The following is a 21095-nucleotide window of genomic DNA, read 5'->3' as shown; positions in this document are numbered from 1 at the left end:
CCGGCGCTCGGCCCGTGGGGGCTGTCGCCCCTTGCCCCCGGCTGGGAGGCATTGTTTGCGGCCTTGAGCCGCCAACAATGCCAGTAGGGCCGGATGGGGCTGTCGCCCCTTGCCCCCGGCTGCGAGGCATTGTTTGCGGCCTTGAGCCGCCAGCGATGCCAGTCGGGCCGGATGGGGCTGTCGCCCCTTGCCCCCGGCTGGGAGGCATTGTTTGCGGCCTTGAGCCGCCAGCGATGCCAGTAGGGCCGGATGATGGGGCTGTCGCCCCTTGCCCCCGGCTGCGAGGCATTGTTTGCGGCCTTGAGCCGCCAGCGATGCCAGGAGGGCCGGATGGGGCTGTCGCCCCTTGCCCCCGGTTGGGAGGCATTGTTTGCGGCCTTGAGTCGCCAGCGATGCCAGTAGGGCCGGATGGGGCTGTCGCCCCTTGCCCCGGCTGCGAGGCATTGTTTGCGGCCTTGAGCCGCCAACAATGCCAGTAGGGCTGGATGGAGCGGTCCGGCGCTCGGCCCGTTGGGGCTTCCGCCCCTTGCCCACGGCTGGGGGACGGTGTTTGCGGCATTGGGCCGTCCTCAGGAGCGGCCTCCGGCAGATCACATCAGATCAGGCCGGGCCAGTGCGCTGAGTGGGGCGCGAAGCGCTGGAGCAGGGCCTGCTGCAGCGGGTCCGGCAGGGGGCCCTTGGCGACGGCGGCGAGGTTGCGCTGGAAGTTGTCGAGGCGGCGGGTGCCGGCGATGACGCTGCCCACGCCGGGCAGCCAGGCCGCGAAGCGCAAGGCCATTTCGTCGGGGGGGATGTCGGGGGCCAGGTCTTGCCTCAAGGCGTCCAGGCCCATCTCCTGCCAGCGGTCCCAGTACTGGCCTTCGGCGAATTCATCCGGGCGATGCGCGTGGCGCCAGATCGCGCCGGCCAGCGGCCGCTTGGCGATCACGCCGAGGCCCTGCGCCACAGCCCGGCCCAGGCGCTGCAGCACATTGGCCTGGTCGCACACGCTGACCGAGGTCTGCACGGCGCCGAACACCGGCTCGGCCAGGGCGAAGTCCAGCTCGGCGTTCTCGCCGGAGTAGGCCGCCACGCGGATCTTGCCGGCGCGGCGGCAGTCGTCCAGGGCGCGGATGACCTCGCCGCGCTGCAGGATCTCCAAGGGGCAGGAATGCAGGTGGGCGATGTCGATCACCTCGGTGCGCATGAGGCGCAGGGCGCGCTCCACGCCCTGCACGATGCAGTCGTAGGTCCAGTCGGGCACGCCCTCCACGCCGTAGCCCAGCTTGGTCGAGAGCAGGAACTCCGAACGGCGGTGGGCCAGGTGGCGGCCCAGGCGCTCTTCCGACAGACCGTAGGAGCGCGCCGTGTCGATCAGGGTCACGCCGAGGTCCAGCACGGCATTGAGCAGGGCAGCGGCCTCGGCCTCGCTGCTGCGCTCGTCGTTGAGGTGCATGGCGCCAAAACCCAGGGCGCTGACTTGCAGGCCGGAGCGGCCGAAGGGGCGGAGCAGGGCAGGGCGGGGCGTCGGGGCGTTCATGAGTTCATTCGTTCAGGAGGATGCGTCCGCCCAGCGGGGGCAGGGGCAGGGTCAGGCGGCCTTGCACGGCCTGGAAGACTTCGCCGCTGAGGGCATCGCGCCAGCGGGTGGGCATCTCGTGGCTCAGCGGGACGCTGGGGCGGCTCGCCGTGTCGGCATTGCTGAGCACCGTCAGCACCTGCGCCTCGCCCAGGCGGCGCGGCAGGGCCAGGTGTTGCCTCGTGGCCAGCAGCGGCGCCTGGGGCAGGCCCTGGCGCAGCACGGCGTGCTGCTGGCGCAGGGCGGTGAGGCGGCGCAGCTCGGCATGCAGGCTTTCATCGGGCTGGCCGCCCTGGTCGGCCCAGGGGTAGGGCGCGCGGTTGAAGGGATCTTCGCCGCCACCCACGCCGACCTCGTCGCCGTAGTAGATGCTGGGCGCGCCCGGCGCGCTCATCTGCAGCAGCCAGGCCAGGCGCAGCCGCTGGCGGGCCAGGCGGCGCTGGGCCGGGCTGCTGTCGTCACGGTCGCCCAGGGCGAAGAGGGCGCGGGGCTGGTCGTGGCTGGACAGCAGGTTCATGTTCGCCAGCAGCGATTGAGCAGGGTAGGCCTCGCGCATGAACTCCAGCTGGGCGGCGAGCTGGCGCGCGTCACCGCCGGCCGCGAAGTCCAGGACGGCGCTGCGGAAGATGTAGTTCATCGTCCCGTCGAAGCTGTCACCCAGGAAGTACTTGCTGGCGTCGAACCAGGTCTCGGCGATGGTGAGGGCGTCGGGGCGGTGCGCCTTCACGGCGCGGCGCCACTCGCGCCAGAAGTCGTCCGGCACCCAGGGCGCCACGTCCATGCGCCAGCCGGCGGCGCCGAGGTCCAGCCAGCGCTGCATCACGCTGTCTGGGCGGCCGTAGGCGAAGTCGCGGAAGGCACGGCTGGACTTGTCCAGCTCGGGCAGATCCGTCACGCCCACCCAGCCTTTGAACTGCCTGTCCGGCGAGGCCTGGCTGGGATCGAAGCTGAACCAGCTGGCATAGGGAGAGTCCGCCTGGATGCGGCCACCGCGGAAGGCGCCCCGGCTGTCGTAGCGGGCGAAGCGGTCGAAGTACAGCGAGTCTGCGCCCACGTGGTTCAGCGAGGCGTCCGGCAGCACGCGCAGGCCGCGCTTCGCGGCTTCGGCGCAGAGCCGTTTGAAGTCGGCCTGGCTGCCCAGGGCCGGGTCGACTTCGGTGTAGTCCGCCGTGTCGTACTTGTGGTTGCTGGCCGCGCGGAAGATGGGCGTCAGGTAGATCGTGTTGGCGCCCAGGGCCTTGATGTAGTCGAGCTTCTCGATGATCCCGGCCAGATCACCACCGAAGAAGTCGTTGTTGTGGACGCCGTCGGAGCCGTCGCCGCTGCCGGGCTTGAAGGGCTTCTCGACCCAGCGGGCATGGCGCTCGACCTCGTGGTCCTGGTAGCGGTCCTGCACGCGGCCGCCACCGGGGCGCGGGTCGTTGGACGGGTCGCCGTTGCGGAAACGCTCGGGGAAGATGGCGTAGTAGACGGCGTCCTGCGCCCAGGCCGGCACGGCGTAGTCGGCCGCGTGGATGGTCTGGCGGTAGCGGCGGATGCGGCGCGTGTCGGCGGGCAGGCGTTCGACCACGGCCGGGCCCATGCTGCCCTTCTCGCGGGTCCAGTGGATGGTGTCCTTGTTGTTCTGCAGCGCGTAGCGGCCGCGGTCGGTCTCCAGCTCAAACCAGTAGCCGAAGACGCCGACCTCGTCGAAGCGCACGGTCGCCGTGAAGCCCGTGCCCAGGCCGCGGCCCTCGGGTGTCATGGGGATGCGCTGCAGGGGCTCGTAGTGCAACTGCTCCTGGTTGCCGCTGAGCAGGCGCTTCTCCAGCACCAGGGTCGCGCGCAGCAGCCCGGGGCGGCTGCTGCCCAGGGAGAAGCGGATTTCCGTGCCCCGGGGCTGCGCACCGAAGGGCGACTTGGACCCTGCATAGCGCGAATCGAAATGAGTGCTCAGCGCGGCCTCGTCTGTGATGCGGGCGGGCGGCGAGGGCTTGAAGGTCTGCGGGCCCAGGTCCAGCGTCGGCTGCCCCTGCGGACCGAAGCGCAGGCGCAGGGTGTGGGCGCCGCGGAACTCCAGCCTGTAGTTGCCCACGGCCGCCGCGCCGCGTGCGAGGCGGCCTTGCGCGTCGCTGCCCAGGGTGCTGTCCGGTGTCCAGGCCTCGTCGGCGATCTTGAACTCTTGCGGGCCCTGGGCGCGCAGGTTCAGGAAGTAGGCATCGCAGCGGTACTCGAAGGCCTGCTCGTCCTGTGCGGCCCAGTTGTTGAGGCTGCCGCGCAGGTAGAGCAGGGTGTCGCCAAAGGGTGCAGGCGGGCAGGGCTTGGCGTGTGCGGCAGGCGCGAGCAGGGTCAGCGCTGCGAAGACCAGGGCCCTCATCCCTTCACGCCCCCGGCGGTCAGGCCCGAGACGATCCAGCGCTGCGCCAGCAGGAACACGAGGGTGATGGGCAGGCCCGAGAGCACAGCCGCAGCGGCGAAGTCGCCCCACAGGAAGCGCTGGTCGTGCAGGAAGTACTTGGAGCCCACCGCCAGCGTGAGGTTGCTCTCCTCGCGCAGCAGCACCGAGGCCACCGGGTACTCGATGATGGCCCCGATGAAGGCCAGCACGAAGCACACCATCAGGATGGGAACGGCCATGGGCAGCAGCACGCGGCTGAAGGCCTGCCAGGGGCTGGCGCCGTCGACCTTGGCGTTCTCCTCGATCTCGGTGGGGATGGTCTCGAAGTAGCCCTTGATGGTCCACACATGCGTGGCCACGCCGCCGAGATAGGCCAGCACCAGGCCGGCGTGCGTCTCCAGGCCCAGCAGGGGCACCTGGCTGCCGATGGCCTCGAAGATGGCGTAGATGGCCACCAGGGCCAGCACCGGCGGGAACATCTGCAGCAGCAGCATGCTGTTGAGCAGGCCCGCCTTGAAGGGGAACTTCAGCCGCGCGAAGGCATAGGCTGCGGTGGTGGAGATGCCCACGATGGCAAAGGCCGAGATCGTGGCCACTTTGATGGAATTCCACAGCCAGGTCAGCACCGGGAAGGGCGGCTGCACCAGCGCACCATCAGCACCTTGGTAGGGAATGCCCAGCGCGAGCTTCCAGTGCTCCAGGCTGATCTCGGTGGGGATCAGGCTGCCGGTGGCGAAGTTGCCCGGCCGCAGCGAGATGGACACCACCGCCAGCAGCGGGAACAGCGTCAGCGCCAGGAAGGCCCACAGCAAGGCGTGGGCCGCGAAGGTGCGCCAGCGCGCTTGCTTGCCTCGAACGATGGCCATGGGGTTTCCTTACTGCTGTGATTTGCGCATGAGGCGGAGGTTCAGCAAGGACATCGCCGCCACCAGGAAGAAGATCAGCGTCGAGATCGCCGCCGCCAGGCCGAAGTCCGAGCCCGAGTCGCGGAAAGCGATGCGGTAGGTGTAGGACACCAGGATGTCCGTCTGCCCCGCTGGCAGCTTGGTGGAGAGGAAGTCCGGGCGCCCGTCGGTCAGCAGCGCGATCAGCACGAAGTTGTTGAAGTTGAAGGCGAAGGCGCTGATCAGCAGGGGCGAGAGCGGCTTGATGATCAGCGGCGCGGTGATGCGCCAGAAGTTGGTCCAGGGCCCGGCGCCCACGATGGCCGAGGCCTCATACAGGTCCGAGGGGATGGCCTTCAGCAGGCCCGAGCACAGGATCATGATGTAGGGATAGCCCAGCCAGATGTTGACGATCAGCAGCATCAGCTTCGCCAGCAGCGGGTCCGCGAACCAGGCGGGCTTGACGCCGAAGAGCGCGTCCAGGATGGCGTTGATCTCGCCGAAGTTCTGGTTGAACAGGCCCTTGAACACCAGGATGGAGATGAAGCCCGGCACCGCATAAGGCAGGAAGAGCAGGGTGCGGTAGGCGGTGCGGCCCTTGAGGTCTTCCCAGTTCAGCAGCACGGCCAGGAACATGCCGATAAAGGTGGCGCCCGCCACCGTGGCCAGGGAGAACAGCACGGTCCAGACGAAGATGCTCACGAAGGGGCCGCGGAACTCGGCATCGAAGAGCATGCGGCTGTAGTTCTGCAGGCCGACCATCACCTTGTAGCCGGGCTGCAGGATCTCTCCAGCCTCGTTGCGGTAGTAGCCGAGCTTGCCGTCCGGCGCGAAGCGCTGGCCGTCGGCCACGCGCAGCAGGCTGCCGTCGGGCTGCTCCAGATAATGCGGCGCCACGGGGCCGTACTCGCGCAGGCCCAGGTAGCGCAGCTGGGCCTCGGGGCCGCTGCGGTCGGGCAGCAGCAGCTGCAACTGGGCCAGGGCCTCGCGGTGCTCGACGAGGTCGCGCAGGGGCAGGGCGGCCTGCAGCGGGCTTTGCAGGGGCAGGTGCTCGTCCTGGGCGGCCAGCATCGTGACCTTCAGCGGCTCGCGGGTCTTGCGCAGGGCCAGCGGGGGGGAGACGTAGCGCGGCTGCGCCGTGCCCGGCGCGTTCAGCACCACGCGGAACTCGGGGCCATCGGCATGCAGGCTGAAGCCCATCACGCCGGACTCGATCACCTCGTGCTGGTCCAGCAGGTAGGCCCGCACGCGGGCCTGGCTCAGCAGGTGAGCCGAGGAGTAGTTGGTGAAGCCGATCTGCGCCGTGTAGACCAGCGGGAAAGCGATGAACACCGCCATGCCGGCCACGCCGGGAAAGAGGTAGCGCCAGGCGAAGCCGGCCCGCAGATAGATGTAGAAGGCCCCGCCGAACAGGGCCAGCGCGCCGGCCGCCCAGGCCGTCTGGCCCGCGGCGTAGATGGAGAAGACCAGGTAGAGCGCGCCCAGCATCAGGGCGGCCACGACGGGCCAGCGCAGGGCCTGGGCCAGGCGGCTCCAGAGCGAAGGCGGCAGCGTGCCATAGGCCGCGGCCAGCGGGGAGGGAGATGCAGCGGAAGTCGGGTTCATGCGCGGCTCACTTCTTCAGGAGCATGCGGGCGGCAGCGCCGTCCAGCGCATCCTTCGGGCTCTGCAGGCCATTGCTGATGGCCTCCAGCGCGGCGTCCATGGCGGTCCAGAAGCGGCCCACCTCGGGGATGTTGGGAATGGGCTCGCCCAGGCGGGCGTTCTCCATGCTGGCCTTGATCAGCGGATTGACCGAGAGCTCGGCGTAGAAGGCCTTGTTGGCCGGCACGCCCAGGGGCACATCGGCGTCCAGCACCTTCAGGGCCTCGGGGCGCAGCAGGTGCTGCTCCAGGAACTCGCGGGCCAGGTCCTTCTGACGCGAGGGGGCCGAGATCATGCAGCCCAGCACGCCCACGAAGGGCTTGGAATACTGACCCGGCTTCAGGCCCGGCACGGGGGCCACGCCGAAGTCGATGCGGGCGCGGCGGGCGTTGTCCCAGGCCCAGGGGCCGGAGATCATCATGGCCACCTCCCCACGGGCGAAGCCGCTTTCCATCTCGGCGTAGTTGGCGCCTTTGGGCATGTGGCCCTCGCGCACCAGGCGGTTGATCATCTCGGCACCGGCCAGGGCGCCGGCGTTGTTGACGCCCACCTGCGTGGCATCGAAGTCACCCCGGGCGTCGCGCCCGTAGATCTGCCCGCCCGCGCCGGCCATCACCTGCCAGCTGAAGAAGCTCTTGTTGTAGTGCCACAGGATGGCGCGCTTGCCCTGGCCTTGCAGGCGGCGGTCCAGCTGGATCACCTCCTCGAAGGTCTTGGGCGGCACGGGGACCAGGGCCTTGTTGTAGAGCAGGCCAGTGGTCTCGATGGCAATCGGATAGCCCCAGGTCCTGCCCTGGTAGCTGAAGGCGCGCCAGGCGGTCTCCTCGATCTCGGCGCGCAGCTGGGCCGAGGGGCGCAGCGGCGTCAGCAGGCCGGCCTTGGCCCATTCGCCCACGCGGTCGTGCGGCCAGCAGAAGATGTCCGGGCCCTTGCCGGCGCCGGCGGCCTGCTGGAACTTGTCGGTCGCGTCCACCGGGTGCTCCACGACCACCTTGACGCCCGAGACCTTCTCGAAGGCCTGGCCCACTTTCTGCAAGCCGTTGTAGGCCTTGTCGCCGTTGATCCAGACCAGCAGGGTGGGCGGCGTGGCCGCCTGCGCCAGACCGCCCGCGATCAGGGCCAGCGCGGTCAGTGCGGCCCTCATGCGCCCAGCTCCGGCGCGGCCAGGCGACGCAAGGCCTGACCCTCGGCGTCGAAGAGGTAGAGCGCCTCGGCGGGGAAGTGCAGTTTGAGCTGGTCCCCGCTGCGCAGGCGGTCGCAGCCGTTGCGGCCCTCGAACTGGCAGGTCAGGGCCTCCTCGATGCCGGGGAAGGGACAGTAGGCGAAGGTGGTGCCGCCCAGGGACTCGACGAAGGTGACCGTGGTCTCCAGCGCGTTGCCCTCGCCCATGGTGCGGATGTGCTCCGGGCGGATGCCCAGGGTGACCTTGTCTCCCACGCGGGCCCGGCTGGCGTCTACCAGCGCTCGCATGGTGAGGCCGCCGGCCAGGCGCACGTCGGCATGGTCCGCCTCGATGGCGGCGATCTCGCCCGCGATGAAGTTCATCTTGGGACTGCCGATGAAGCCGGCCACGAAGAGATTGCACGGGTGCTCGTAGAGTTCCAGCGGGGTGCCGACCTGCTCGATGCGGCCGGCCTGCAGCACCACGATGCGGTCCGCCAGGGTCATGGCCTCGACCTGGTCGTGGGTCACGTAGACCATGGTGGTCTTGAGCTCCTCGTGGAGCTTGGCGAACTCGTAGCGCATGCGCACGCGCAGGGCGGCGTCGAGGTTGGAGAGCGGCTCGTCGAAGAGAAAGACCTCGGGCTTGCGCACGATGGCCCGGCCGATGGCCACGCGCTGGCGCTGTCCGCCCGAGAGGTCCTTGGGCTTGCGCTCGAGCAGGTGCTCGATGTGCAGGATGCGCGCGGCATGGCGCACGGCCGTGTCGATCTCGGCCTTGGGCACCTTGGCCAGCTGCAGGCCGAAGGCCATGTTGTCGTACAGGTTCATGTGCGGGTAGAGCGCGTACGACTGGAACACCATCGCGATGCCGCGCTCGGCCGGCGGCACGTCGTTGACCAGGCGGCCGTCGATGCGCAGCTCGCCGCCGGTGATGTCCTCCAGGCCCGCGATGGAGCGCAGCAGGGTGGACTTGCCGCATCCCGAGGGACCGACGAAGACCATGAACTCGCCGTCCCGGATCTCCAGGTCGATGCCATGCAGGATTTGGGTCTCGCCGTAGGCCTTGGCCACGGACTGCAGCAACACGCTCGCCACTTGTCTACCTCCGCCGGCCTGCGAAGGGCAGGGCGGCTTGTCTCGCTCATGGGATGGTCCGTGCAGGGCCAGGACCTCGTTTGTAGAGAATATACAGTTCGAAATGTAGTCGCACAACATGATGTGCCCGAATTCTTGTGGGGTGCATCATTGAAAATCAACAACTTAGATTGCCTATCGGGTTAACCCGCTGTAGTGAAACTACACAAATTCAGCGAGCTGGGTGATACTTTCATCGTCGCGCTCACCGGTCACCCTCCGATGGGCTGTGTGTCCGATGCGCCGCGCGGCCCGTTTCACTGGGTTCGCGGCCGACCGCAGGGGCCGGTCTTGGCTGCCCCAGGGATGAATGCCTATGTTGTCCACGCTTCTCAACGCGGCCCGTTCCACGGCGCGAGGTGCCATGAACTCCGAATCCTCTTCCTCTTCTTCTTCCGCATGCGGGCTGCAGGACGCCTTCACGGCCGCCCTGCAGCGCGAACTGCAGCAGCGCGCCCTGGTGGGTGCCGCACCCGGCCGTGACGAGCTGATGCGCGCCGCCGCGGCCGCCAGCCGCGAGCTGCTGGCGCAGCGCTGGGCCACCACGCAGGCCGCCGATGCCCGGCGTGGCGCCGACGCCGCCAGCCGCCGCGTGCACTACCTCTCGATGGAGTTCCTGATGGGGCGCGCGCTGAGCAACGCCCTGGCGGCCCTCCGCCTGGACGGCGTGCTGCAGGCGCAGCTGCAGGCCCAGGGCCAGGACCTGTCCACGGTGCTGGAGCGCGAGCCCGACGCCGCGCTGGGCAATGGCGGCCTGGGCCGCCTGGCTGCCTGCTTCCTCGATTCCTTCGCGGAGCTCGGCCTGCCGTCCTTCGGCTACGGCCTGCGCTACCAGTACGGCATGTTTGCCCAGGGCATCCAGGACGGCCGCCAGGTCGAGTCCCCCGATGACTGGCTGCGCCTGGGCAACCCCTGGGAGCTGCCGCGCCCCGAGCTGCGCTATGGCGTGGGCTTTGGCGGTCGCGTCGAGGTGGACGCCAGCGGCGCTCGCCGCTGGGTGCCGGCCGAGGTGATGGTGGCCCAGGCCTACGACTTCATCGTGCCGGCCCACCACAGCGAGCGTGTCTCGACCCTGCGCCAGTGGCACGCGCAGGCCGCCGCGCCCATCGACTTCCAGGCCTTCTGCCGCGGTGACTACGCCGGTGCCGCCAGCCGCCAGGTGGCCGCGGATGCGCTCAACTGGGTGCTCTACCCCGACGACTCCACCGAGGCCGGCCGCGAGCTGCGCCTCAAGCAGGAGTCCTTCCTGGTGAGCGCCTCGCTGCAGGACCTGATCGCGCGCCACTTGCGCGAGTCCGGCTCGCTCCAGAACCTGGGCACGAGCAACGCCATCCACCTCAACGACACCCACCCGGCCCTGGCCCCGGCCGAGCTGATGCGCCTGCTGCTGGACGAGCACGGCCTGCCCTGGGACGAGGCCTGGACGATCACGCGCCAGGCCGTCAGCTACACCAACCACACCCTGATGCCCGAGGCCCTGGAGACCTGGCCGGTGCGCATGTTCGAGGCCCTGCTGCCGCGCCATCTCGAGATCATCTACGAGATCAACCACCGCTTCCTGCAGGAGCTGCGCCAGCGCTTCCCGGGCGACGACGCCCTGGCTGCGCGCGTGTCCCTGATCGACGAGGGCGGCAACTACGGTGGCGAGCGCCGCGTGCGCATGGCCGCGCTGTCCATCGTGGCCTCGCACCGCGTCAACGGCGTGGCCGCGCTGCACTCGGCCCTGATGGTGCAGACCATCTTTGCCGACTACGCCCGCATCTTCCCCGAGCGCTTCCACAACGTGACCAACGGCGTGACGCCGCGCCGCTGGCTGCAACAGGCGAATCCGGCGCTGTCCTCCGTGATCGATGGCGCCATCGGCACGGCCTGGCGTCAGGACCTCTCCAAGCTGCAGGCCCTGGCCGCGCATGCCAAGGACGCTGCGCTGATCGACAGCTTCCGCAGCGTCAAGCGCGCCAACAAGCAGCGCCTGGCCGAGCGCATCCGCCGCGAGCTGGGCCTGGCCGTGAACGTGGACAGCCTCTTCGACGTGCAGATCAAGCGCATCCACGAGTACAAGCGCCAGCTGCTGAACCTGCTGCACGTCATTGCCCGCTACCAGGCCATCGTTGCCAACCCGGAAGGGGTGGACGGCCAGGGCTGGGTGCCGCGCACCGTGGTGATTGCCGGCAAGGCGGCCTCGGCCTATCACATGGCCAAGCTGATCATCCAGCTGGCGCACGACGTGGCCCGCGTGGTCAACAGCGATCCGCGCGTGGGGGACAAGCTCAAGCTCGTCTTCCTGCCCAACTACGGCGTCTCGCTGGCCGAGACCATCATCCCCGCGGCCGACCTCTCCGAGCAGATCTCCACCGCCGGCACCGAGGCCTCGGGCACCGGCAACATGAAGTTCGCGCTGAACGGCGCGCTGACCATCGGCACCTGGGACGGCGCCAACATCGAGATGGCCGAGCACATGGGCGTGGACCAGATGTTCGTCTTCGGTCTGCGCACCGAGGCCGTGGCCGGGCTCAAGAGCCTGGGCTACGACCCGCGCCTGTATGTGGAGCAGAACCGCCAGCTGCAGGGCGTGATCCGCGCCATCGCCGAGGGCGACTTCTGCGGCGGCGACAGCGCCCGCTACAAGCCCCTGGTCGACAAGCTGCTGGGCGCCGATCCCTACCTGCTGATGGCCGACTTCAGCGACTACGTGGCCACGCAGGCGAAGGTCGATGCCGTCTACCGCGAGCCGCAGGCCTGGGGCGAGCAGGCCATCCGCAACGTGGCGGGCATGGGCTGGTTCTCCTCGGACCGCACCATTGCCGAGTACGTCGAGCGCGTCTGGTCACCGGCTTCGCTGAAGGCCTGATCTCCGAGGCGTGGGCATGGTCGACGACAGCACCCTTCAGGCCCTGAGGGAGGCCCGCCATGGCGACCCTTTCGCCGTGCTGGGTCAGCATGCCGACGGCGAAGGCCGGCTGTGGCTGCGTGCCTGCCTGCCCGGTGCGCAGGCGGTGCAGGTGCTGGATGCCGCCAGCGGCCGTGCCCTGTGCCGCATGACGGTGCGTGAGCCGGCGCTGTTCTTCGAGGCCCTCATTCCGCGCCGCCGCAAGCCCTTCGCCTACCGCCTCTTCGTGCAGTGGCAGGCTGGCGGCCCCTGGCTGCGCATGGACGATGCCTACGCCTTCGGCCCCCAGCTGTCTGAAGCCGAGCTGCAGCAGCTCGTGGCAGGCCGGCACCTGCGGCCCTGGCAGGTGCTGGGTGCCCATCTGCAGCAGGTAGACGGCGTGGCCGGCACGCGCTTCGCCGTCTGGGCACCGAACGCCCGCCGCGTCAGCGTGGTGGGCAGCTTCAACCAGTGGGACGGCCGCCGCCATCCCATGCGGCGCCGGCACGAGGCGGGCGTCTGGGAGCTCTTCATCCCGGCTGTGCAGGCGGGGGACCTCTACCAGTTCGAGATCCTCGGCGCCGAGGGTCAGGTCTTGCGCAAGGCCGATCCCTACGCCCGCCAGGCCCAGTTCCGGCCGGACACGGCCAGCATCGTCTGCGCCGAGCCGCCCCAGCTGCGCCTGCCCGTCGACCGCCGCCCGGTGAACCGCCGCGACGCGCCCATCAGCATCTACGAGGTGCACGCCCTGTCCTGGCGGCGCCCCCCTGGCGGCGGGCCCGGCGACTTCGTGGACTGGGACACCCTGGCCGCCACGTTGCCGGGCTATGCCGCGGGCCTGGGCTTCACCCACATCGAGCTGCTGCCCATCGCCGAGCATCCCTTCGATGGCTCCTGGGGCTACCAGACCCTGGGCCTCTATGCGCCCACGGCACGCCTGGGCGACCCGCGCGGCCTGGCCCGCTTCGTGGCCGCCTGCCATGCCCAGGGCCTGGGCGTGCTGCTGGACTGGGTGCCCGCGCATTTCCCGGCGGACGCCCATGGCCTCGCCCAGTTCGACGGCACGCACCTCTACGAGTACGCCGACCCGCGCGAGGGCTTCCACCGGGACTGGAACACGCTGATCTACCACTTCGGCCGCCTCGAGACCCAGCAGTTCCTGGTGGGCAATGCGCTGTACTGGCTGGAGCAATGGGGCGTGGACGGCCTGCGCGTGGACGCCGTGGCCTCCATGCTCTACCGCGACTACTCCCGCCCGCCCGGCGAGTGGGTGCCCAATGTGCAGGGCGGCCGCGAGAACCTCGAGGCCATCACCTTCCTGCGACGCATGAACGAGGTGATCGGCGCCGAGGCGCCCGGCGGCATCACCGTGGCGGAGGAATCGACCAGCTTTCCCGGCGTCAGCGCACCCACCTCGGCCGGCGGCCTGGGCTTCCACTACAAATGGAACATGGGCTGGATGAACGACACCCTGCGCTACATGCACGGGGACCCCATCCACCGCAAATGGCATCACGAGAAGATGAGCTTCGGCCTCGTCTACGCCTTCAGCGAGAACTTCGTGCTGCCGCTCTCGCATGACGAGGTGGTGCACGGCAAGGGCTCGCTGCTGGGCAAGATGCCGGGCGACGACTGGCAGCGTTTCGCCAATCTGCGCGCCTACTACGGCTTCATGTGGGGCCATCCCGGCAAGAAGCTGCTCTTCATGGGCCAGGAGTTCGCCCAGGACAGCGAATGGAACCACGACGCCGAACTCCCCTGGGACCTGCTGGACCGGCCGGCCCATGCCGGCGTGCAGGTGCTGGTGCGCGACCTCAACCGCGTCTACCGCGAACGGCCCAGCCTGCACCGCCAGGATTGCGAGGCCGCGGGCTTCCAGTGGCTGGTCAGCGAGGACCGCGAGCTGAGCGTCTTCGCCTGGCTGCGCCGCGAGCCGGGCGGGGAGCAGACCCTGGTGGTCTGCAACTTCACGCCGGTGCCGCGCGAGGGCTACCGCATCCCCATGCCGGAGGGGCCCCGTGCCTGGCGCGAGGTGATCAACACCGATGCCAGCTACTACGGCGGCAGCAACCTGGGCAACCAGCAGGCGGCACTGCCGGTCGTCGACGGGCACCTGCAGCTGCTGCTGCCGCCCCTGGCCACGCTGATGCTGGCGCCGGTGGAGGAGGGCGCATGAACCGCCGCCAGCTGATGCAGGGCGCCGCGGCGCTGGCCGTCCCGTGCGCCGTGGTGGCCGGGGCGGATGCCTTGCCCCAGCTTGCCGCGGGCCGGCTGGAACGCCTGGTGCTGGAGGACGCCACGCTGGGGCCGCGCCCGGTCGACGTCTGGCTGCCCCCGGGCTACCGTGCCGACCGGCCGCATGCCGTGCTGTACATGCACGATGGCCAGATGCTCTTCGACCCGCGCAGCACCTGGAACCGCCAGGCCTGGGCGGTGGATGCAGTCGCCGCGCCGTTGATCGCCGACGGCATCCTGCGCGACTTCATCGTCGTCGGCCTGCACAACCATGCCGAGCAGCGTCATGCCGAGTTCTTTCCGCAGGCCTGCTGGCCGGCGATCGAGAAGACGGCGCCAGGGCAGCGCTACCTGGCCGGGCAGCTGAAGCGCCCGCCGCTGTCCGACGCCTATCTGCGCAGCCTGGTGCGCGAGCTCAAGCCCCGCATCGATGCGCGCTACGCCACCGACCCTCGGCCCGCCTCCACGTTCCTCATGGGCTCCAGCATGGGCGGCCTGATCAGCCTCTACGGTCTTTGCGAGTATCCAGAGGTCTTCGGTGGAGCCGCGGCCCTGAGCACGCACTGGATCGGCCTGTACGAGCGCAACGCCGAGATCCCGGGTGCGCTGCTGAGCTACCTCGAACGCAAGCTGCCCGCGCCGGGCACCCATCGTCTCTACCTGGACCGCGGCACCGCAGGCCTGGATGCGCTCTACGACGAGGCCCAGGCCCGAGTGGACGCGCTGCTGGCCGCGCATGGCCACCGTCCGCCGCTCACCCAGACCCGTGTCTTCGAAGATGCGGACCACACCGAGCAGCACTGGGCCCGGCGCCTGGCGCTGCCGCTGCGGGCCCTGCTGGCCCGCGCTGATGACGCTCCCGCATGAAGACTGCCCTGCCTGACCATCTGAGCCCTGGCCGCACCGAGCCCCTGGGCACCCTGGCCCGCGACGGCGGCGTCAACGTGGCCGTGTTCTCGGAGCATGCCGAGGCCATCGAGCTGTGCGTGTTCGACGCCGAGGGCCAGCGCGAGCTGCGCCGCTACCGCCTGCACGGGCCCCATGACGGCATCCATCACGGCTTCCTGCCGGGTCTGGGGTCAGGTCTTGTCTACGCCTTCCGTGCGCATGGGCCCTATGCGCCCGAGTGCGGCCACCGCTTCAATCCGCACAAGCTGCTGCTGGACCCGTATGCCCGCGAGATCGTCGGCCACTTCGGCTGGCGGGCCGAGCACCACGGCTACGAGCTGGGCCACCCCGAAGGGTCCCGCAGCTTCGACCGCCGCGACAACGCCCTGCATGCCTTGAAGGCACGCGTGGCGGCGCCGGCCGCCGGGCCCAGCCCGCGCGCTTCGGCGCCGCGGCATGCGGCGGCGGACCTGCTGCTGTACGAGGTGCATGTGAAGGGCTTCTCGGCCTCGCACCCTGGCATCCCCGAGGCCCTGCGCGGCAGCTACGCGGCGCTGGCCCATCCGGCCGCCATCGCCCATTTCCAGCGCCTGGGTGTGAGCACGCTCTCGCTGCTGCCGGTGCACTACGCCATCGACGAGCCCCACCTCGGGGAAAAGGGGCTGCACAACTACTGGGGCTACAACACCCTGGGCTTCTTCGCGCCGGACCCGCGCCTGGCCAGCAGCGCCGTTCGCCATGATCCGGCCCTGGTGGCGGCGGAGTTCCGCGCCATGGTCGCGGCCCTGCATGAGGCGGGGCTGGAGGTGGTGCTGGACGTCGTCTACAACCACACGCCCGAGGGCAACGAGTTCGGCCCCACGCTGTCCTGGCGTGGCCTGGACAACCGCAGCTACTACCGCGCCGTGCCGGACGACGCCAGCCGCGCCGAGAACCTCACCGGCTGCGGCAACACGCTCAATACCCAGCATCCGCGGGTCACCCAGTTCGTGCTGGATTCGCTGCGCTTCTGGGTGCAGGAGATGGGCGTGGACGGCTTCCGCTTCGACCTCGCACCGGTGCTGGGCCGCGGGCCGCATGGCTTCGATCCGCAGGCCGCCTTCTTCACCGCGCTGCGCCAGGACCCGGTGCTGGCGGGCGTGCACCTGATCGCCGAGCCCTGGGACGCGGGCTATGACGGCTACCAGCTGGGCCGCTTCCCCGGCCGCTTCATGGAGTGGAACGACAAGTTCCGCGACGCCGTGCGCGGCTACTGGATCGGCCCGGCGGCCACGCAGCCGCGCCTGGGGCACGCCATCAGCCGCGGCGAGTTCGCCCGCCGCTTCAGCGCCTCCAGCGACGTGTTCCACCATGCGCAGCGCCTGCCCACGGCCTCGGTCAACTTCATTGCCGTGCATGACGGCTACACCCTGCACGATCTGCTGAGCTACAGCGGCAAGCACAACCAGGCCAACGGCGAGGACAACCGCGATGGCCGGGACGGCGAGCTGGCCCACAACTTCGGCCATGAGGGCGAGGGGGCCCCCGCCGAGGTGCAGGCCACGCGCGAGCGCCTGCGCCGTGCCATGCTGGCCACGCTGCTGCTGGCCCAGGGCACGCCCATGCTCAATGCCGGAGACGAGCTGGCCAACAGCCAGCAGGGCAACAACAACGCCTACTGCCAGGACAACCCCCTGGGCTGGCTGGACTGGCGGCAGGACAGCGCCGCGCTGCAGTCCTTCGTGGCCCGCGTCAGCGCCCTGCGCCGGGCGCAGCCCCTGCTGCGGCATGAGCGCTGGTTCGTGTCGGCAGGGCAGGGCGGGGCCGCGCATGCGGGCGATGCGCAGCTGCGCTGGTTCTCGCCGCGGGGCCATGAGATGCAGGTGCAGGACTGGCACCTGGGCCCTGAGCAGGCCCTGGCCTGCCAGATCTCGGCCCTGCCCGCCGGCGCTGAACCGAGCCTGGCCCTGCTGTTCAATCCGGAGCCCCAGGCCCTGGCCTTCCACGCTCCCGCCGAATGCCGCGGCACGCAGTGGCGCCTGCTGCTGGACAGCAGCCAGCCCGACGGCCGGCCGCTGGCGCAGGCACTGAGCCTGGACCTGGCCTTCGAGGTGCCTGCCCGCAGCCTCTGGCTGCTGCAGTCCCAGCCCGCCTGACCCAACGCCTTCCATCCCCCCCTTCTTTTGTACGAGACTGCGCGCATGGACCTCAACCAACGCCTCGCCGGTGTGCTGCTGCACATCACCTCCCTCCCTGGCCCGCACGGCATGGGCGACTTCGGCCCCGATGCCTACCGCTATGTGGACTGGTTGCAGTCCGCCGGCCAGGGCCTGTGGCAGTGGCTGCCCTCGACCCCCATCGGCCCTGGTGACAGCCCTTATCAGGGCGTCTCGGCCTTCGCGGGCAGCCCATGGATGGTGGCTTTCGAGCCCCTGGTGGCCAAGGGCTGGATGAGCGCGCCGCAGCTGCCGCCGGAAGGCTTCGATGCCTCGCGCGTGGACTACGGCCGCGTGCTGCCCTGGCGCGAGCAGCAGCTGCGGGCCGCCGAGGCCGGCTTCCGCGCCAAGGCCAGCGCGGCCGAGCGCGCCGAGTTCACCGCCTGGTGCGCTTCGCAGGCCGACTGGCTGGAGGACTACGCTCTCTTCATGGCCATCCGCAGCCCGCGCGGCGGCCAGCCCTGGTGGCTGTGGCCGCAAGACCTGGCACGCCGTGAGCCCGCCGCCCTGGCCGCCGCACGCCAGGAACACGCCGCCGAGATCGGCTTCTGGCGCTTCGTGCAATGGTGCTTCGACTGGCAGGTGGCCGGCCTCAAGCGCTACGCCAACGAGCGCGGCGTGCGCATCATGGGCGACCTGCCCATCTTCGTGGCCCATGACAGCGCCGACTGCTGGGCCCGCCCCGATCTCTACGACCTGGATGAGCAGTTCCAGACCGTCACCGTGGCCGGCGTGCCGCCCGATGCGCTCTCGGCCGAGGGCCAGCGCTGGGGCAACCCGCTGTACCGCTGGGACCGCATGGCGGCCGAGGACTACGCCTGGTGGACGGCCCGTGTGCGCCGCGCGCTGAGCAGCGCCGACGTCTTCCGCATCGACCACTTCCGCGGCTTCGCCGGCTACTACGAGATTCCCGGCAGCAGCCCGGATGCCAAGCAGGGCGTGTGGCGCACCGGCCCCGGCAAGGCCCTGTTCGACGCCATCGAGAAGGCCCTGGGCCCGCTGCCCATCGTGGCCGAGGACCTGGGCTTCATCACCGAGGACGTGCATGCGTTGCGAGACGACTGCGGCTTCCCCGGCATGAAGATCCTGCAGTTCGGCTTCGGCGGCGACGGCACGCACGAGTTCCTGCCCCAGATGTGGCCGCGCGCCGCCGTGGCCTACACCGGCACGCATGACAACGACACTGTGCTGGGCTGGTGGCGCAACGCCAGCGCCCGCGAGCGCGCCTTTGCCGGCGCCTACCTGGCCTGCGGCGAGCACGACGTGCACTGGGCCATGATCCGCGCCTGCTGCAACTCCGTCGCCAACATGGCCGTCTTCCCCATGCAGGACGTGCTGGGCCTGGGCGGGGAACACCGCATGAACGTGCCCGGCATCCTCGGCGGCAACTGGGCCTGGCGCCTGCGCTGGGACATGGTCGATGCCGAGCACAGCCGCGTGCTGGGCCTGATCACCGCGGCCAGCGGGCGGGCGGATGTGAGCCTGATGCGCTTGCCCTGAAAACGCTTTCTTAGCATGAAACCCGGTGTACCTTGCTCCGGGTGAGCCCGCTGCCCCGCGGCGGGCTTCATCGCCATCATGGCGCGATGAACACGACCGAAATCTTCCTGATCGCCATGGCGGTGATCTTCACGGTGCCCTACCTGGTGTGGCGCCTGGGAGGCACCGACTACTGGGCGCCCCTGGTCGTGGTGCAGATCATCATGGGCATCGTGCTGGGACCGGGCGTGCTGGGGCGCGCCTTCCCGGACTATTACCACTTCGTCTTCAACCCGGCGGTCGTGCAGTCGCTCAACGGGGTGGCCTGGTGGGCGGTGATGCTCTTCGTGTGGATCGCGGGCATCGAGCTGGACCTGAAGAAGGCCTGGGCGCACCGGGTGGAAAGCGGCATCACGGCCGGCCTGGCGCTGGGTACGCCCTTGATCGCGGGCAGTGGGGCCGCCCTGGCCTTGCTCGGCGGCGGCTGGATGGGCGCCCGGGCCGAGACCTGGCAGTTCGTGCTGGGCGTGGGCATGTCCTGCGCCGTCACGGCGCTGCCCATCCTGATCCTGCTGATGGAGAAGCTGGACATCCTGCGCCAGCCCCTGGGCCAGCGCATCCTGCGCTATGCCAGCCTGGACGACATCGCCATCTGGGGCGTGCTGGCGCTGATCCTGATGGACTGGCAGCGGGTGGGGCGCCAGGGTCTGTTCCTCGTGCTCTTCGCCCTGGCCACCTGGGGCCTGCGCCGCCTGATGCTGCGCCTGCCCGCGGCGGACCGCTGGTTCGTCAGCCTGATCTGGCTGGCCCTGGTGTCCTTCGGCGCGGACTGGTCCGGCCTGCATTTCATGGTGGGCGCCTTCCTGGCCGGTGCGGTGATGGACGCCGAGTGGTTCGACCAGGCCCAGTTGGACCTGCTGCGCCACCACGTGCTGATGGTGCTGATGCCCGTGTTCTTCCTCTCCACGGGCCTGCGCACCAACTGGGAGATGGGCGGCTATGCGGTCTTCGGCGTGGCCGGACTGCTGCTGGCGGTCTCGGTGGGCGGCAAGCTGCTGGGCCTGGAGATCGCGGGGCGGCTGCTGCGCTGGGCGCCGGGCGAGGCCCGCATCATCGGCTGGCTGCTGCAGACCAAGGCGCTGATCATGATCATCTTCGCCAACGTGCTGCTGGACAAGCAGATCATCACCTCCGAGACCTTCACCGCCCTGCTGCTGATGGCGGTGGGCAGCACCATGCTCACGGTGCCGGTGGTGGCGCCGATGCTGCGGCCGATGATGGGGCTGGTGAAGCGCGCCGGCTGAGCGGGGCGAGGGTCTATCCCTAGAAGCAGAGCCCTCGCCAGGGGCGGTCTGGTCCGGATAGTCCGCGGCGGCTCCTTCAGAGCCACCCACAAGATATCAAGGGAGAGACCCCTAAATGCCGTCAAGCGCGGCCTGTGCGCCGCCGCCGCCTGCCTGTTCACCCAATTCGCCTGGGCAGGACTGCCCCACGGCAAGCTGCAGTACCTGCAGCAGGTCGGCACCATCAGTGCCACGGAGTCGGTCGATGTCTGGCTGCGGCTCACGCTGGACGAAGACTCCTCCGCCCTGCGCTTTTCCAGCTTCCCGCTCACGGGCTTCGCGGCCGACGACCTCCCGACCCTGGGCTGGGCCTATGACTTCAGCACTGGCAGCTACCGCAACGCGCCTTTCGCGAAGATCGACCAGGCCTATATCAGCGGCGGCTTCACCGGCGGCTTCCCCACCGAGTATGACTTCGAGTTCGCCACGGCCTTCAGCCCCACGCTGCCGGGCCTGATCTACAAGAACGGCTTCGACCTCGCCGCGGGCGAGAGCCTGGACTTCCTGTTCGGCCGCTTCACGCCCAGGGGCGGGCATGCTTCGCCTGGGACCTGGCATATGTACAGCGGCCGGATGACCCTCGCCTTCTCTGGCGTGGACGACAAGGGCGAGTGGCTGGCCAGCGTCGAAACGCCCACCTTCGCCTCCACCTGCACGGACAGCAGCTGCTGGTTCTCGCGCGAGATGCGCGGTGTGCCGGAGCCCGGTAGCCTGGCGCTGCTGGCCCTGGGACCGGGTGGCCTTGGGATGGCCCTGCGTCGGCGCAGCGCGGTGTCCACCACGGCTTGAACCCTGGGCTGCAGACCGATGGCGGGCCAGCGAGGCACCCATCGGCTCCTGCAGGACGCCGGCAATGAGCCATCCCGGCTGTCTTGCACCGGTCTGGCAGCAGCTCTGGATTACATGGGGATCGCTGGGCGCTTTCTCGCCTGACAACCGGGCGCACAGCGCGGCCTTCCGTATCGTGCCTTGCCGGCACCGGAGCGGGCGCAAGGCCCCCGGGTCGGTGTCACTTGCCCTCTTTTGTGCTTCATCAATCTCCTCTCGTTGGATGAGTCCCCCCAATTTGGGGGTGAGATCTGCGCTCGACGCACTGAAACAATGCGCTGCCTGTCGCAGAGTGCTGCGGGTGTAGAAAATCGCCGGCCCCCCAAAGGGTGAGCCGGTTCCAACGAGGGATCGAAGTGAAAGCAAACCCGGGGGGAGGGGGAGTCACGCCGCCGCATGCGTGCCTCCAGGCCTTGGCCATCATTGCCCGCTTGCACCAGGTGGCCGCGGAGCCCCAGGCCTTGCGCCATCAGCTGGGCCTGGGTGAGCACCAGGCG

The 21095-nt window shown here is 69.7% G+C and carries 14 protein-coding genes; 7 read left to right on the top strand and 7 right to left on the bottom strand.

Annotated features, from left to right (window positions below):
* Positions 1-595: 595 nt before the first annotated feature.
* Genes ABDJ40_RS24090 through ABDJ40_RS24065 form a run of 6 tightly spaced genes read right to left on the bottom strand, consistent with a single transcriptional unit; the run spans position 596 to position 8722 of the window.
* Complete coding sequence (locus tag ABDJ40_RS24090; RefSeq protein ID WP_347613589.1) at positions 596-1519, bottom strand: aldo/keto reductase; 924 nt, start codon at positions 1517-1519, stop codon at positions 596-598.
* Positions 1520-1523: 4 nt separating this feature from the next.
* Complete coding sequence (locus tag ABDJ40_RS24085; RefSeq protein ID WP_347613588.1) at positions 1524-3914, bottom strand: alpha-amylase family glycosyl hydrolase; 2391 nt, start codon at positions 3912-3914, stop codon at positions 1524-1526.
* Positions 3911-4801, bottom strand: coding sequence for a maltose ABC transporter permease MalG (gene malG / locus ABDJ40_RS24080; RefSeq protein ID WP_269632553.1), 891 nt, complete (start codon positions 4799-4801; stop codon positions 3911-3913). The genes ABDJ40_RS24085 and malG overlap by 4 nt, the downstream gene beginning before the upstream one ends.
* A 9-nt stretch (positions 4802-4810) precedes the next feature.
* The gene (gene malF / locus ABDJ40_RS24075) at positions 4811-6424 is read right to left on the bottom strand and encodes a maltose ABC transporter permease MalF (RefSeq protein WP_347613586.1); all 1614 of its coding nucleotides are present in this window, start codon (positions 6422-6424) and stop codon (positions 4811-4813) included.
* A 7-nt stretch (positions 6425-6431) separates the two neighbouring features.
* Complete coding sequence (malE, locus tag ABDJ40_RS24070) at positions 6432-7607, bottom strand: maltose/maltodextrin ABC transporter substrate-binding protein MalE (RefSeq protein WP_347613584.1); 1176 nt, start codon at positions 7605-7607, stop codon at positions 6432-6434.
* Positions 7604-8722 carry an ABC transporter ATP-binding protein gene (locus tag ABDJ40_RS24065; RefSeq protein ID WP_347613582.1) on the bottom strand — a complete coding sequence of 373 codons (1119 nt, stop codon included), beginning with the start codon at positions 8720-8722 and terminating at the stop codon, positions 7604-7606. The genes malE and ABDJ40_RS24065 overlap by 4 nt, the downstream gene beginning before the upstream one ends.
* Before the next feature lie 403 nt (positions 8723-9125).
* On the opposite strand from ABDJ40_RS24065, the gene ABDJ40_RS24060 reads away from it, so the two are divergent.
* From ABDJ40_RS24060 to ABDJ40_RS24035, 6 genes are all read left to right on the top strand, one after another.
* Entirely contained in the window at positions 9126-11612 is a 2487-nt protein-coding gene (locus tag ABDJ40_RS24060; RefSeq protein WP_347613580.1) for a glycogen/starch/alpha-glucan phosphorylase, read from the top strand.
* A gap of 16 nt (positions 11613-11628) precedes the next feature.
* Positions 11629-13806 (top strand): 1,4-alpha-glucan branching protein GlgB, encoded by a 2178-nt coding sequence (gene glgB / locus ABDJ40_RS24055; RefSeq protein ID WP_347613578.1) that lies wholly within the window; start codon positions 11629-11631, stop codon positions 13804-13806.
* Entirely contained in the window at positions 13803-14732 is a 930-nt protein-coding gene (locus ABDJ40_RS24050) for an alpha/beta hydrolase (protein WP_347613577.1), read from the top strand. The genes glgB and ABDJ40_RS24050 overlap by 4 nt, the downstream gene beginning before the upstream one ends.
* A complete protein-coding gene (gene glgX / locus ABDJ40_RS24045) occupies positions 14729-16888 on the top strand; it encodes a glycogen debranching protein GlgX (RefSeq protein ID WP_347613576.1) in 2160 nt (719 codons plus the stop codon). Before ABDJ40_RS24050 ends, glgX begins: the two co-directional genes overlap by 4 nt.
* A gap of 27 nt (positions 16889-16915) precedes the next feature.
* Positions 16916-18448, top strand: coding sequence for a 4-alpha-glucanotransferase (gene malQ / locus ABDJ40_RS24040; RefSeq protein ID WP_347613575.1), 1533 nt, complete (start codon positions 16916-16918; stop codon positions 18446-18448).
* An 86-nt stretch (positions 18449-18534) separates the two neighbouring features.
* On the top strand, positions 18535-19731 hold the full coding sequence (locus ABDJ40_RS24035; RefSeq protein ID WP_347613573.1) for a cation:proton antiporter: 1197 nt from the start codon (positions 18535-18537) through the stop codon (positions 19729-19731).
* A gap of 111 nt (positions 19732-19842) precedes the next feature.
* Here the strand turns inward: ABDJ40_RS24035 and ABDJ40_RS24030 are convergent, their stop codons facing one another.
* Positions 19843-20307 carry a hypothetical protein gene (locus ABDJ40_RS24030; RefSeq protein WP_347613572.1) on the bottom strand — a complete coding sequence of 155 codons (465 nt, stop codon included), beginning with the start codon at positions 20305-20307 and terminating at the stop codon, positions 19843-19845.
* 36 nt (positions 20308-20343) lie between these two features.
* On the opposite strand from ABDJ40_RS24030, the gene ABDJ40_RS24025 reads away from it, so the two are divergent.
* Entirely contained in the window at positions 20344-20559 is a 216-nt protein-coding gene (locus tag ABDJ40_RS24025) for a PEP-CTERM sorting domain-containing protein (protein ID WP_347613571.1), read from the top strand.
* Positions 20560-21095 lie beyond the last annotated feature (536 nt).

The organism is Roseateles flavus (assembly GCF_039872765.1).
Classification (GTDB): domain Bacteria; phylum Pseudomonadota; class Gammaproteobacteria; order Burkholderiales; family Burkholderiaceae_C; genus Roseateles_B; species Roseateles_B flavus.
Note: the sequence above shows the minus strand (reverse complement) of the source record. Positions and strands in the feature narration are given on the sequence as shown.

Bases quoted from the DNA above. Each gene is read 5' to 3' on its own strand.
- malE (WP_347613584.1), bottom strand. From the start codon at position 7,607: ATGAGGGCCGCACTGACCGCGCTGGCCCTGATCGCGGGCGGTCTGGCG.
- ABDJ40_RS24035 (WP_347613573.1), top strand. From the start codon at position 18,535: ATGAACACGACCGAAATCTTCCTGATCGCCATGGCGGTGATCTTCACG.
- ABDJ40_RS24060 (WP_347613580.1), top strand. From the start codon at position 9,126: ATGAACTCCGAATCCTCTTCCTCTTCTTCTTCCGCATGCGGGCTGCAG.
- malF (WP_347613586.1), bottom strand. From the start codon at position 6,424: ATGAACCCGACTTCCGCTGCATCTCCCTCCCCGCTGGCCGCGGCCTAT.
- ABDJ40_RS24090 (WP_347613589.1), bottom strand. From the start codon at position 1,519: ATGAACGCCCCGACGCCCCGCCCTGCCCTGCTCCGCCCCTTCGGCCGC.
- ABDJ40_RS24030 (WP_347613572.1), bottom strand. From the start codon at position 20,307: ATGCCCGCCCCTGGGCGTGAAGCGGCCGAACAGGAAGTCCAGGCTCTC.
- malG (WP_269632553.1), bottom strand. From the start codon at position 4,801: ATGGCCATCGTTCGAGGCAAGCAAGCGCGCTGGCGCACCTTCGCGGCC.
- glgX (WP_347613576.1), top strand. From the start codon at position 14,729: ATGAAGACTGCCCTGCCTGACCATCTGAGCCCTGGCCGCACCGAGCCC.
- ABDJ40_RS24085 (WP_347613588.1), bottom strand. From the start codon at position 3,914: ATGAGGGCCCTGGTCTTCGCAGCGCTGACCCTGCTCGCGCCTGCCGCA.
- ABDJ40_RS24025 (WP_347613571.1), top strand. From the start codon at position 20,344: ATGACCCTCGCCTTCTCTGGCGTGGACGACAAGGGCGAGTGGCTGGCC.
- ABDJ40_RS24050 (WP_347613577.1), top strand. From the start codon at position 13,803: ATGAACCGCCGCCAGCTGATGCAGGGCGCCGCGGCGCTGGCCGTCCCG.
- glgB (WP_347613578.1), top strand. From the start codon at position 11,629: ATGGTCGACGACAGCACCCTTCAGGCCCTGAGGGAGGCCCGCCATGGC.